The sequence below is a fragment of the Nitrospira sp. Nam80 genome, assembly GCF_965152575.1.
Genome location: NZ_OZ224216.1, coordinates 1,800,772 through 1,813,402 on the forward strand (window position 1 = coordinate 1,800,772; position 12,631 = coordinate 1,813,402).

The following is a 12,631-nucleotide window of genomic DNA, read 5'->3' on the forward strand; positions in this document are numbered from 1 at the left end:
GACCATCACCAACCAGATTTACACCGAGGGAGGGAACATCATGTCAACGACAGCTCGTGAAGCGGCAAAGTTAGCGGCTATTATTGCTGGGGGTGCCGTGATCGGAGCGGGGCTTGGGATTCTATTTGCCCCGAAGGCCGGGACAGAAACCCGCCGTGATGTGGCCCGCTACGCGAAGAGGGCCCAAGTTCAGGCGACACGGTTCAGCCGAGCGGTGCAGTCAGGGGTTCACGACGTTGTTGAGCGGAGCAAGGCCTTTGTAAAGAAGGACGTGAAGCCGGTCCCCGAAGCGGCCTAATTAGCGCGCGTGGGAAGGCATTTTGCTCGCTTTGTAGCCCGTGGGGGACCACAACAGCCTGTCGCCTGCATGGCGCAGGCTGTTCGCGTTTTAGGCATGATTCGGGGGGTTGAGACGTTGAAGCGGCAACATTGACGGGAACCTGTTCCCGTTGGTGTTTCATGGCATGACCCGGTACCGTTGAAACAGAGTTGAAGCATGAGAGCGGCCGGCTTGAGATCGAAACCGGCGGACGGTGACTGTCGTGGTTGCCGTCTTGACCGCCTTTAGCCCCGATGTTAGCATCCGCCCCGGCCGTCGTCGTGCCGGAGTGGCGAAATTGGCATACGCAAGGGACTTAAAATCCCTCGGGCCCACAAGGCCCGTACCGGTTCGATCCCGGTCTCCGGCACCATTATCAAGGACTTGCATCAACTCAATCCCTACCTCATCCGTCATCGGTTCTCTAAATTGTGGCGGTTCTGTGGCGCTTCTCCGGTTCTGCTTTTCGCGCTCATTCAATCGAGCCAGCTTTGAAAGTCCTTCGGTCAGATCCGCTTCCGAGACGATGGCGTACCGGCGATAGACGCTCTCCGTTTTATGACCCGTTAGTTTCATTGCCACGGAGCGGGGCACACCAGCACGTTCTAAGTTACGCACGGCTGTTCGGCGGAAATCGTGCGGAATCCTTGCCACCAAGCCGGACAATCTGCAAGCCTTCCTCCAAACTTTTGTGAAGTCTCTTATTGGAACGCCCTTGCGATGAAAGACCCAGGGGATGTTCATACCCAGACGAAGCTGACACTCATTGGTATATTCCCACTGCTGGAGAAGGACCTCTACCAGTTCTGGTAATGCAGTAAAGGGAAACACTCGAGCTTCATCGTTCTTCGTTGTGCCTGGTTCGAGACGAACAATGCCGGCTGAAAAGTCCACTTGTTTCCATTGTAGCGGCAGTATCTCGCTCAATGTCCGCCAGCCCGTTAAATATGCGAAAGTGACAAAGGCCTTCACCTCCTCCGGTAAATGCATGCGCAGGCGATCAAGGTGTTCACGCTCGAAAAACCCCGCACGGGTGTTCTGAACCGCAATATGGGGAAAATGAGGACAGATACATTTTCCGGCCCGTTCGGCCAATTTGAAAGCATGTCGAAGTAAATCAATTTCCTGTTTCACCGTCGCGGGAGCAATACCCACCTGTAAGCGACTCGCCACATAACGGTTCAGGCGGTCCAGTGTGATATCGCGCGCGAATGAGGTGCCAAAGACTTGTCGTAGTGCGCGAAACTTGCTTAGCATTGTCTTAATGGATTTGCGTCGGTTCGCCAGATAATCTTGTTCGATACAGTCTGCAAGATCCTCAAATGTTGTCTTATCGATACTGGGTCCAATCAACTGACCTTTACCCATCTCAGCGAGACGGCACTTTAGTAGACGAAGCGCATCAATGCGGTTCCTCGAATTCGTGGATTCGCGGTATCGTTGCCCCCGAAAATAATATTGAATCCACCAGATAGGCCCTCTGCTGAATACGCTTCCGAATCCTCGCTTATTCATGTTCGCGAAATCCTAGGTGTGTTGTTCAAACCAACGAAGCAACGCTTGTTCGGGGAATAATAAGACTTTGCGAGATGGTTGACTATGGGGAAGTTTTTTCTTATGACGATACAACCACTTCCGTGTCACATGGAATCGCTCAGCCACTTCGTTGGCCGTCATATATTTTCCCTCCACAGATGCACTCTCGGTAGGTTTCTGCTGTGGAAAAAGAAGACGCATCATCATCTGCGCTTTGATCCGCTCCAACTCTCCTACAATAATTGGCAAATCGCGCGTTGAAATCTGGGCCAAGGACTCCTCAAATTGCACACAAATCGTCTTAGCGTTCATCTGTTTATTCTCTTACTATAATAGGGCATCGCATAGAGGTTTAATCCCACAAGGTGGCGGCCCGGTGCTTAAGAGCAGCGGGCTGGCCTTTCCGATTTCCTCGTCCCACTGCGTCAGCTGTCCCTCCAGGCCCGCCCGCTGCGAGAGCCCCGGCCCGCACCTCCTATGACGCCCCACCCTTTGTGCCGTGAAGGGTGGGGCTAAAAACATATTTTTAGGAGGGCAGACATGCCACTCGATGGTTCCAGCGACACGTTGAGTAAGTCAGGCCATTCGAACGCCAAGAATCCCTATGCGATCCCGCGCTACCGGGTCACGCTCGTGCGGGAGGGTCGGGCCCGTTCGGCTCGGGCACCGTTTCACGATTCCGTCGGTGCCTTCGCACTGCTCGGACCGCTCTTCGAAGGCCTGGACCGGGAGCACTTTGTCATTTGTGGCCTGGATGCGAAACACAGGATCATCGGCGTTAATGTCGTCTCGACCGGCTCGCTCACCCATACGATTGTGCATCCGCGGGAGATCTTCAAACCGTTGATCCTCATGAACGCCGCGGCCTGCCTCTGCGCTCATAATCATCCCTCCGGCGACACGGCGCCGAGTCGAGAAGACATCCTGCTCACCAAACGCGTGCGCGAGGCCGCGACCTTACTCGGCATTCCGCTCTTAGATCATCTCATCCTGGGCGATGAGCGCTACTATAGCTTTGCCGATCAGGGGTGGCATGACTAACGCAGGAGCCGAAGAATCCAGGCCGCCGCCGCGGCCACCAAGGCGAGCCCGATTGCCGCCGTGCCCCAGGCGACGACATCAGTGGCCAGCGCATTGCCGATCGCTTGAATCTGGGCTGCCGTCATCGCTTTGCCCCTCCAGAAGAAAAACGAGGCAGGCTGCTGTCAGCCTGCCTCGAGATGGCGTTAGCCGCTCACCAAGCCCCGCACGCGCTTAAAGGCGTAAATCGCCAACGCCACGCCAATCAAAGCTGTGGCCCACAGGAGCAGATCGCCCCGCACGGTCGCGACATCCGCCGAGACCGGAAACAACTGCGCCATCGAGATGGCCGGCATGGCCAACGCGACCATGATCGCCATAAACATGGATGCAAGGCCCATCCTCCCTCGCATACGGCACCTCCTTGTGCTCTGGTGGGTGCGTCCACCGACGCCGCCGGGTCGCTCTCCGGCGGAAGAGTCGCCTCAGTGACTCTGAGGCAGAATCAGCTTAATAATCAGTCCGACGGCAAAGCCGCCGAGCCAAAAGATGGCGGCATAAAAAGCCAACGCTTCACTCGCCGGAAGGTCCATACAGAATCCCTTCGCCAATCACCCGCATGATGCCGTCTTCGACACTTTCCGATACTGTGAGCCCATAGCGTCCGGCAATCTGGGCGGCCGTGAGCATTTCGCCGCTGTCTAAGAGGTAGCGCCAGCTGGTCGGCTTCGAGGGAAAGCCTGCGGCGCCCAGCACCCGCACCAGCCGCTTGGGCTGGTCAGGGACCGCCGCCGGCGCTGCGACGAGGCCGAAGGCGGGAACCGGGTTGCCTGAGAGAGGAGGAGCCGGCACTGTGGTCCCATTCACGGGATGCGACGCTGTCGCTTTGGTCGCCGTCAAGGAAGACCAGGGCCGCCACGTGAGCAGCGCCACCGCAAACACGCCGGCCGCCACACCGACCGCCACCCGCGCCGATTTAAAAACGGTGTGACTGCGTTTTTCTTCCCGAATCGCCGCCGCGGCATAACTGGAATAGTAGGCATACACGGAGGGCGAATAGGTCCCGACAATGGCGCGAATGGTTTCGTTGTCTTCGGGATTCCCCCGCACTTTACCCTGATAGCGATTCGACAAGCCGACAAAGGCGAGTTTGCGGAACTTCACCGTGGCTTCAATCAGCCGCGTGACCCCTTGCGACATTTGCCGGAAATCCTGGCTCATGAGCAGAATATCGACTCCATAATGCCGATGCGTTTCGAGCCAGCGGAGCAAGCCGGGTTCGACTTTTTGCATGGACCGGAACACGGTCTGCGCTTCATCGATGATGACCGCAGAACCGGGCTCGACATGCTGAAACGCGCGCAAGACTTCGGTCGAATCCTTCCAGACGGTGATTTGTGTCTCCAAGTCCTGAACGGGGATGCCGGTAAACAGCCCGAGCCGATCGAGATAGATGCCTTCGACGTAGATATAGAGCCGGCGCCCTTGGCGGACCCAGGGTAAAAACTTCTCCGCCACGGCGTGATACGACTTTCCCGATCCGGGCACGCCTTCATAGAGTTCAATCATGGGTCCGTCCTTCCGTCATGAGCCCCACCGGACGAAGGGAATGGTTTGCAGGATGAAGCGGGTCCCCATGGCGCCCGCGACAATCGCAAGCGCTTGGCTCATCCCGGTCGCGCCGAGCACCCAGGCATATTGGTCGGGGATCACCGGTATGGTCAGGCCCGCCGTGCCGAGCGTACTCAACGAGCTATCGGCTACTGATAGAAATGAATCCCAAATATCCACGGCCCAATCGGTCAGCGAGAAAAAGAATTCCTGAAGCCAACACCAAATCAAGGTGAGGATCGCCGTCATGTCCGACCTCCGACGAAGATGATGCGGTAGGCCCCCAGGGAGGCCATGGCAATGACGAGACTGCGGAGGACGACAAAGAACCAGCCCCATTGATTGAAATCGACCTGCTGACTACCGAAGAACACACTCGGGAGCGACACAACGGGCAACGTCGTGGGCCAAGTCAGCGACTTCAACAGGTTCAACGCACTCAAGAGTGGGCTACTCGCCCAGAGGGCTTGGTGGGCTTGGAGGACGCTGCCAAACGTCCGGGACTCATGCGTGCCGGCGGCGCAGGACGCCGTCGCCTGAGTCTCTTCGTGTTCCGTCGTCGAACCATCAGGATTCTGCGTCGTCGTGGTGGTCGTGATCGTCTGCTGCGTCTGCGTGCTGGTAGTCGGCGAGCCCGCTGGTGGAGACACGTTGTCCGCCACGATCGTGTCGCCGGTCGGCACCGGTTTGGGCTTCACCGTTGTGGGGAGCTCGGACGGTGAGACGGTTTGATTCTCAACCGCGTCCGCCGGACGCGGCTCCTGACCTTGGCCCACCGGCCCACTATGGGATTCAATCGACTGCGGATCGCTCGGCGGCAGGCTCTGAAGATACTGTTGAACCTGTTGGGGCGTCGCGGTCTGAGGCGTCGTGGCCAGATTGCTGCCGTTGACGACGATCATGTTCGAGCCATCGCCACAGGTTTCCCAGCCGCCGAAGGCCCAGCCGGCGGGAACGGGCCACACGGGATAGACACTGAGATCGCAGGTATTGTTGGTATGGATGCGGGCCCATTGTCCGCTACAGGCGCCCGTCGGCGAGGGACAATTTCCGCCCGCGATGACGGGAAACAAGGTATAGCCGGGAATGGAATAGGTATTGCCCGGCGCTGCCGCTTGTTTCACGCTTTGAAGCTGAGCGGCACTATAGTAGAGATCCGCAATCACCAACCCAGCCGCCACGCCGAGACTGGCCCAGCCGATGGGCCCGGCGACCAACCGGATTGCCATGGAGGCCGGCGAGGGGGCCGCAGCGGCTGCGGCCACCTTGCTCGCGAAGGACGACTTCTGTGCCGCTAGATAGGCGATACGTTCCGCTTGCGCCACCACGCGCGCATACTGGGTGGCTTCAAAGGACAAGGCCTCGACCGGTGCCAGGCAACCGGAGGCGAAGAGGAGCCAGACCAGGACGACATAACTGGTGAGACGAAGCTCGTTCATAACCGTCCGACTAACAGGCCGGTGAGGAAGGCCATCAACAGGACCGTGACCATCAAGGTTGTGGGGTCCATCGGCCTTCCTCCCGGATGCCCGTTACTTGATCAGTTCCAAGCCGGTGAGATCGAAAAAGATCCGGCCCGTCTGTTCGAACTTCCGCAATTCAATCGACGCCCGCGCCTGTTTGCCTTCCGATTGCTTACAGAGCTCGACCAACGCCAGTTGATCTTCCGGAATGCTCAGACGGAGATTGCCTGGATCTTTGCCTTTGACATAGAGATCCACCGACCGAAATATTTTGCCTTCCTTACTCTTCCGTTCCACGTAGCCCTGGACTGCGCCGTCCGCTTTGATTTGCATGGGTTAACCCTCCTCCGTGAGAAGTGATAGTTTCGGGTCAGCGACGCGCCTGACCCAGACGCCCCGGCCACTTGACCGGGCTTTCGGCACAAACTGAAATTCGGAATCACATTCCGTACAGCTCAGAAACAGCTCGCCCGCGATCCAGCGGCACCGGCAGCCATGGGCGCCACAGCCCGGACAGCCCCGGCGCCACCCGCCGTTATGAAAGCGTAAGGACATAGGGAGTGGCCACCTTTCGTTCGTTCAGCAAGGCATAATGTTTGGGTTTCCATTTCTTGGTGCCGGCGTAGATGAGATCGAAGAGGAATTGCTGACCCTTCCGGGCCACAGCCACGGCGAGCATGGGAGCAATGGACCGGCAAAGCCATTGCGCAACATCGTCCAAGCGCTGGTGGAGTTTTTCGACCACGAGGCGGCAGCGTCGAAACCCTTCGGTCAGGGCTGCCCACCAGGCCAAGAGCGGCGCCCGATATTTTTCATAGGGCGCATCTGCTCGAGTGATCTCGCGAAAATCGACGTAGGAGCGAAGGAGTCCCACAAGAAACGCCCGCCAATCATCGGAGTCCAAGGTCCTCAAGGCTTTGGCGCAGGCCTGGGCGCGATCCTGTTTGAATTCCAACTCCCACCGGACGCCATAGGTGTCGGCGTCCTCCCGGCCTTTGCTGCGGAGCTCAAGTCGTTTGTCATAGACCCGCAGCATCGTCTGGCTTTCCCGACTGCCGAAATACAGCGTCTCGCCGGTCGGCACGCCGTCTCGATGATTCGAAGCAGTCAGCACTTGAAATTTCTTCGAGCGAGACACGGCCTTGCCCGCATCGACCGCTTCCCGAATGGTTTGTACGGAGACCGTCGCGTCCCGATCGTCCAACGCTACATCGACGCGCGTGACATGGCCTTTCTGTTCCTTGATCCAGCCGAGCACCGCTTTCAGTTTGCTCTCATCCCATTGGGAGACGATGCCGGCGGACAGATCGACATGCACTTCACGTGGTTTGCGATGGGCACCCGTCCCCAATTTGCCCACGCCGTTTTTTCCATGTGTCATGAGCCGGGAGACGGGATAGCCTCGGAACCCCGTTTCACTCTCGAACCAGTCACCGCCGACCATTCTGATTGCGTCCTCCACGGCTGCATCTGGAACCGTGAAGGCCAGCCAATCGATCGTTTGAGTGAATCCGGAAACGCTCACAACAAAGACTCCTAAGACTTCCGTGCGATGGAGGCCCCCGTCTTACCGAGTCGGGGGCGTGCCTGCTGCGCGCGCCGCCGGCTCTCGCCGCCGGTCGCGCTGCGCCGTCTCGAATGGGCCTCGGCATGCCGGACATGCCGCATCCCCTTGCGCTGCATGGCAGCTTTGACCCGATCAAGATCGAACCGCACAAAGCGGCAGATTCGCTTCACCGGAATCTCCCCTTTCCAATACGCGCGCCGGATGGATTTCACACTGACCTGAAGCGCGGCTGCGAGTTCGTCAACGGTTAACAACACCTTCTTCATACCTCTCCTTTCACAAGTGTGCTGTGCAGCACGAGCGGACAGTACTCGTCTGCGCGTGGTGATGAAATATCCCTGAAGGGGACAGTAAGGGACAGGAGGGGCCAGCAGGGGACAGGTTGCGTCCAGCGTTCGTCACGAACACTGAATGCTACCGGGCACAAGAGATGGTGTCCGAGCGACACACTGTAAAGGATGCGTCTGGTGCTGAAACTCCGCTCCAGGAGCGACTATAAACGATGTTGCAAGAGACTTACCGTAGATCACAAGATGGGATCGGTAATGCGAAAGGGGAGCGTCTTCACTGTCGTCTTGAGGGTGTGAAAAGCGTGTTTTCCGAAAGAAATGGGCGGCCAGGGCCAAAATACTACAGGACTAGATACACCCGGCCCTAGAACTTCGCCGCCTCACTGCAAGGCTATCACACCGTGGAGAAATGACTAAGCAGCAGCAACCCGGTACAATCCGCTCTTCCCATGCCGACAATAGATCTTCACTTGCTGTTCTGGCAGGAGGGGAAAGCTTTGATCCGTCCATAATCCAGCCAGATGGATGATTTCTTTGAGGAAAACGGGGTATTCTTCCGGGGGTTTAAATTAATGGATATCCTCCTCACATTCACCGGATTCAACGATCCCTACTCCTTAGGTCTGGTGGGTGATGAGGAAGTTCCCGGTCCAATTCTCTCGCTCACCGAAAGCAGGCAATTCGACCGGGTTATTCTTTTTTCAACCCTAAACACGGAAAAACAGACATCGGGTACACGAGCAGCATTGGAAAAGCTGCAACCCTCGCTGGTGGTAGATATTTACGATCTGTCCTTGCCGGACCCTACTGACTACCATCGTATACTCCGGAGCTTACGGTCACACCTCAAAAAGATCGTTGAATCTGCCACGGGAACCAGGTTCTTCATCTCAGTAGCATCAGGTACCCCACAGATGCACGCCTGCTGGCTCTTACTTGCAGCCTCAGGTGAGATCCCAGCGCGGATTCTTCAAGTTCGACCACGCAAGTTCGTTACCACGACCACACCTCTAGTATCGGAGATTGATTTCACGTCCCAGGACTTTCCGGTTGTACGCGCTAAAGCGCCATTGCTTGAAAACGTGGCAGAGGGACATCCAGAGGCTTCGGTCGTGGTTCAGCAACTGGGTATAGTGGGCGACCATGACAAAACCCGAAAAGCTCTCGAGATAGCTGAGGCGTTGGCTCCGTCATCTGCGCCCGTTCTCATTCTGGGAGAAACAGGAACGGGGAAAGAACTGTTTGCCAAATTCGTGCATCTCCTCAGCGGTAGGCCCGCTGAACGATTTGTTCCGGTGAATTGCGCGGCTCTTCCGAAGGAGCTGGTGGAGAGCATCCTATTTGGACACAAGAAGGGATCCTTCACAGGAGCCGTGGCCGACCAGACTGGGAAGTTCGACCATGCGAACGGCGGAACACTTTTCCTCGATGAACTTGGAGAGTTGCCGTTACCCATACAAGCCAAGCTGCTGCGAGTCCTTCAGGACAGTCAAATTGAGCCAATCGGGGCAAAACAGCCGCACAAGGTTGATGTACGGATCATTGCAGCGACGAATGTTGATGTACACAAGACAATCAGAGAAGGTCAGTTTAGACCTGATCTGTACTATCGTTTGAATGTCGGGGAAATTCGATTGCCTCCCCTTCGAGAACGGCGAACCGACATTCCCAAAATCGCCTTACATGTACTCGATCGAATCAATGCGGGACTTAAGAAACCGAAGAGGCTTTCTCCTGAGGCACTATCGCGCCTGCAGGGTCACGCGTGGGCTGGAAATGTTCGAGACCTGGAAAATTGCCTGGAACGCTCAGCCCGACTAGCCAAGCAGGATGTCTTGCAGGCAGACGACCTTCTGATCTCTGAACCAATCGCCTACGCTGACCCGCTCGCAGGATTGCCCGAGCCTTCCGAGGGCTTCTCAATCGAGGTGTTTCTCGCCAGTGCACGAAAACAACTCATGCTGAAGGCCGTAGATATCGCTGATGGCAATCAAAGTGAGGCAGCTCGGTTACTTGGGATTTCCCCTCAGGCCGTTCACAAGTTTCTTCAGTCCGCACAAGCCAATCTTCAACCTGGTTTGAAAAGGATTTCAACTTCGGTTAAAGATAGCCGTCACACGAAAATGAAGCGAAAAACTCGCAAGTCTAAGTGAAATCAAGACTTACCATTGGTCTGACTGCTTGGCACACCGCTTGCCGTTCCACTTGGGCAAAGGATCTTCAACCACCCATGAGAAAGGAGCAAAAGCGATGGCACTTTTCACCGTTACGCAAATCATCGATGGCGATACGTTTGAGGTCAATCCTGATTGGAAATGGCAGCAGCAGACTGGAGATCGAGTGCGACCGACTGGCTACGATGCCCCAGAGATGAATACACTGGCTGGTCGGATGGCCAATGATAAGCTTGCCACGCTGATTATTGGGAAACAAGTCCAGTTGGGTCCGGCCTACAAAATCGATACAGGCCGTCTCGTGTGCGATGTGTATTTCAATGGCAAGAAGCTGGAGGAATACTTCCCCAGGTATTAGCAAGATGGATCGCCGTTGAAGGATTTCTCGAAAGAAACCGATGCTCGCATCGTCATTGATGATCTGCTGCGCCAAGCAGGGTGGGATCCGGCTGACAAGTCTATGGTCTTAACCGAAGTGACGACAGGGACATTGAGCGGGGCGGCCTTTACTACTGAAGTCAGTGGGCGCTTAGGAGCTTCAATCACGCGTGATCAGAATCTAGCTGGGCGCGCGGATTATGTGCTGTTGGGCCAGAACGGGCGTCCGCTCGCCGTCATAGAAGCCAAGCGCAGAGCTACTGAACCATACACGGCCAAGCAGCAAGTCCTCCCATACGCTAAGAGGGTGGATGCTCCGTTTATTTTTCTCACCAACGGCGAGCTGATCTACTTTTGGGACTACCGCAACGATGATGCCCGAATCGTCAACTCGTTTTATTCTCGCAGAGACCTTGAACGTTTGGTCGAGATGCGTTCGACTCGAAAGGCCCTGGCCACGATTGCGATTCCCGAATATTACCTCAGACAGGGTGAACAAAGAATAGTACGCCCATATCAGATGGAAGCGATGCAGGCCTTCGACCAGGCTGTAGAGCTGGGTAAACGGCGCTTCCTCATCGAGCTGCCGACTGGAACCGGGAAGACAGATCTCATCTTTCTCTATCTCCAGCGGTTAATCAAAGCTGGGCGCGCCGAACGAATTCTTTTTTTGGTCGACCGCGACCAACTCGCCAAACAGGCGTTGGAAGCCCTCCAAGACATCCTCAATCAACATGGGAGCTACTGGCTAAAGCCAGGTATGGAGCGGCAGGAGCAGCAAATCACAGTGTGTCTACTGCAGACCATGATCGGTCGATATGAGGACTTCACGAGCGGATACTTCGATGTCGTGGTGGCCGACGAATGCCATCGCTCGATTTACGGGGCATGGCAAACCGCGCTTACGCACTTCGACGCCTTACACATCGGGCTCACGGCCACACCGGCTTCATACATTGAACGGAACACCTTTCAGTTCTATCAGTGCAAAGACGACCAGCCGGACTTTGCTTATACCATTCAAAAGGCGTTTGAGGAGGGCTTCCTCGTTCCCTATCGGTTCGCGACAGGGATCACGGTCCTGCTCGCTGAGGGCGCAGACATCAATGATGAGCATTACGACCCAGCGGAGTTTGAACGCAAATGGACCAATGAGGATACTAATCGAAAGATGATGCAAGAGTTCGATCGGCTGGCGTGGCAAAGCTACAAAGAGCAAGCCCCCGGTCAGAGGATTGGCCCTGGCAAGGCGATTGTGTTTGCTATCACAAAACATCATGCAGCAAGGCTGGCTTACTATCTAAATGAATTACATCCGGAATGCAAGGGTCGGTATGCCGAAGTCATCACGAGCGATGTACCCAATGCTGATGATCTGATCCGCAAGTTCAAGCGCGAAGAGTACCCCCAAATTGCCGTCAGCGTCGGTATGCTGGACACAGGATTTGATTGTCGTGAGGTTCTCCACCTGGTCATGTGCCGACGGGTGCGAAGCCCGATCCTGTACCAGCAAATGCGAGGACGTGGGACACGGACTGCTCCGCATATCAACAAGATCAAGTTCGTGATCTACGACTTTTTCGGCAACCACGACTACTTCAACGATAGCGACACTGACATCTTCACCGGAACTGGTGGCGGTCATGCGCCCTCAGGCGAAAGGAAACCGCCGAAGCCATTCCGAGACCTCATCGAGTTGGGTCTGGAAGACGAATGGCTGCAAGCAGTCACCTATATAGAGGTAGGCCCGGAGGGTGAGCGAGTCGATAAACGGGAGTATGTAACGAATTGGGAAAAGACCATTCGATCTACCGTTCCAGCTAACGCGATTTTGCAGAAGATTCGAGATGGCAAGACCTTGAGCAGTGATGAGGAATCGACCCTCGAGTCAAAGCTGAACAATCCCAAGTTTTATTTTAATGAAGACAATCTGCGACGGGCGTACCGGCAGCCGGGCGGAAGCCTCATCGACTTCATAAAAGCCGCGCTGGGAAGCATAAAGATCAAGACTCGTGACGAAGAGCTAACTGAGAATTTCCATGCCTGGCTTGTCACGAAATCGCTCACCCCCCAACAAGCCCAGTATCTCTCCCTGCTCAAAAATAGAGGCATCGCGAGCGGGAAAATCGAGCTTGATGACCTGTTCCGACCGCCGCTATCAATTTTGAATGCAGCTGGCCTTGGTGTCGAACTCTTCGGCGAGCGGGGATTGAAAGACATCCTTCATGATCTCAATACATCTGTCTTTCGAAGAAAGGTCGGGTAAGCGAAAA

General features: G+C 56.0%; 14 protein-coding genes, 1 tRNA gene and 1 pseudogene. 6 read left to right on the forward strand and 10 right to left on the reverse strand.

Annotated features, from left to right (window positions below; all coding sequences use genetic code 11):
- The first annotated feature begins 40 nt into the window (after positions 1-40).
- The gene (locus tag ACWGXE_RS08460) at positions 41-298 is read left to right on the forward strand and encodes a YtxH domain-containing protein (RefSeq protein ID WP_447602875.1); all 258 of its coding nucleotides are present in this window, start codon (positions 41-43) and stop codon (positions 296-298) included.
- A 304-nt stretch (positions 299-602) separates the two neighbouring features.
- A tRNA-Leu gene (locus ACWGXE_RS08465) sits at positions 603-692 on the forward strand.
- A 209-nt stretch (positions 693-901) separates the two neighbouring features.
- Here ACWGXE_RS08465 and ACWGXE_RS08470 read toward each other — a convergent pair.
- Both ACWGXE_RS08470 and ACWGXE_RS08475 read right to left on the reverse strand, forming a co-directional pair.
- Positions 902-1,834 (reverse strand): annotated as a pseudogene (locus tag ACWGXE_RS08470) (tyrosine-type recombinase/integrase); the annotation flags it as partial.
- A 12-nt stretch (positions 1,835-1,846) separates the two neighbouring features.
- Positions 1,847-2,167, reverse strand: coding sequence for a helix-turn-helix domain-containing protein (locus ACWGXE_RS08475; RefSeq protein ID WP_447602877.1), 321 nt, complete (start codon positions 2,165-2,167; stop codon positions 1,847-1,849).
- A 228-nt stretch (positions 2,168-2,395) separates the two neighbouring features.
- On the opposite strand from ACWGXE_RS08475, the gene ACWGXE_RS08480 reads away from it, so the two are divergent.
- Positions 2,396-2,896, forward strand: a complete 501-nt coding sequence (locus tag ACWGXE_RS08480; RefSeq protein ID WP_447602879.1) for a JAB domain-containing protein — start codon at positions 2,396-2,398, stop codon at positions 2,894-2,896.
- Here the strand turns inward: ACWGXE_RS08480 and ACWGXE_RS08485 are convergent.
- From ACWGXE_RS08485 to ACWGXE_RS08520, 8 genes are all read right to left on the reverse strand, one after another.
- Positions 2,893-3,021, reverse strand: coding sequence for a hypothetical protein (locus tag ACWGXE_RS08485; protein ID WP_447602881.1), 129 nt, complete (start codon positions 3,019-3,021; stop codon positions 2,893-2,895). The genes ACWGXE_RS08480 and ACWGXE_RS08485 overlap by 4 nt on opposite strands.
- A gap of 60 nt (positions 3,022-3,081) precedes the next feature.
- The gene (locus ACWGXE_RS08490; RefSeq protein WP_447602883.1) at positions 3,082-3,288 is read right to left on the reverse strand and encodes a hypothetical protein; all 207 of its coding nucleotides are present in this window, start codon (positions 3,286-3,288) and stop codon (positions 3,082-3,084) included.
- 160 nt (positions 3,289-3,448) lie between these two features.
- A complete protein-coding gene (locus ACWGXE_RS08495) occupies positions 3,449-4,444 on the reverse strand; it encodes a zonular occludens toxin domain-containing protein (protein ID WP_447602884.1) in 996 nt (331 codons plus the stop codon).
- A 15-nt stretch (positions 4,445-4,459) separates the two neighbouring features.
- Complete coding sequence (locus ACWGXE_RS08500; protein ID WP_447602885.1) at positions 4,460-4,735, reverse strand: hypothetical protein; 276 nt, start codon at positions 4,733-4,735, stop codon at positions 4,460-4,462.
- Positions 4,732-5,925, reverse strand: coding sequence for a hypothetical protein (locus ACWGXE_RS08505; protein ID WP_447602886.1), 1,194 nt, complete (start codon positions 5,923-5,925; stop codon positions 4,732-4,734). Before ACWGXE_RS08505 ends, ACWGXE_RS08500 begins: the two co-directional genes overlap by 4 nt.
- A 93-nt stretch (positions 5,926-6,018) precedes the next feature.
- On the reverse strand, positions 6,019-6,282 hold the full coding sequence (locus ACWGXE_RS08510; RefSeq protein ID WP_447602888.1) for a hypothetical protein: 264 nt from the start codon (positions 6,280-6,282) through the stop codon (positions 6,019-6,021).
- A gap of 202 nt (positions 6,283-6,484) precedes the next feature.
- Entirely contained in the window at positions 6,485-7,474 is a 990-nt protein-coding gene (locus tag ACWGXE_RS08515; protein ID WP_447602890.1) for a replication initiation factor domain-containing protein, read from the reverse strand.
- An 11-nt stretch (positions 7,475-7,485) separates the two neighbouring features.
- On the reverse strand, positions 7,486-7,782 hold the full coding sequence (locus tag ACWGXE_RS08520; protein WP_447602892.1) for a helix-turn-helix domain-containing protein: 297 nt from the start codon (positions 7,780-7,782) through the stop codon (positions 7,486-7,488).
- Between the two features lie 545 nt (positions 7,783-8,327).
- On the opposite strand from ACWGXE_RS08520, the gene ACWGXE_RS08525 reads away from it, so the two are divergent.
- The 3 genes from ACWGXE_RS08525 to ACWGXE_RS08535 all read left to right on the forward strand — a co-directional run bounded on the left by ACWGXE_RS08525 (position 8,328) and on the right by ACWGXE_RS08535 (position 12,624).
- Positions 8,328-9,959, forward strand: coding sequence for an RNA repair transcriptional activator RtcR family protein (locus ACWGXE_RS08525; protein WP_447602893.1), 1,632 nt, complete (start codon positions 8,328-8,330; stop codon positions 9,957-9,959).
- A gap of 97 nt (positions 9,960-10,056) precedes the next feature.
- Positions 10,057-10,338, forward strand: a complete 282-nt coding sequence (locus ACWGXE_RS08530; RefSeq protein WP_447602894.1) for a thermonuclease family protein — start codon at positions 10,057-10,059, stop codon at positions 10,336-10,338.
- Between the two features lie 15 nt (positions 10,339-10,353).
- Positions 10,354-12,624, forward strand: coding sequence for a DEAD/DEAH box helicase family protein (locus ACWGXE_RS08535; protein WP_447602896.1), 2,271 nt, complete (start codon positions 10,354-10,356; stop codon positions 12,622-12,624).
- Positions 12,625-12,631: the final 7 nt, after the last annotated feature.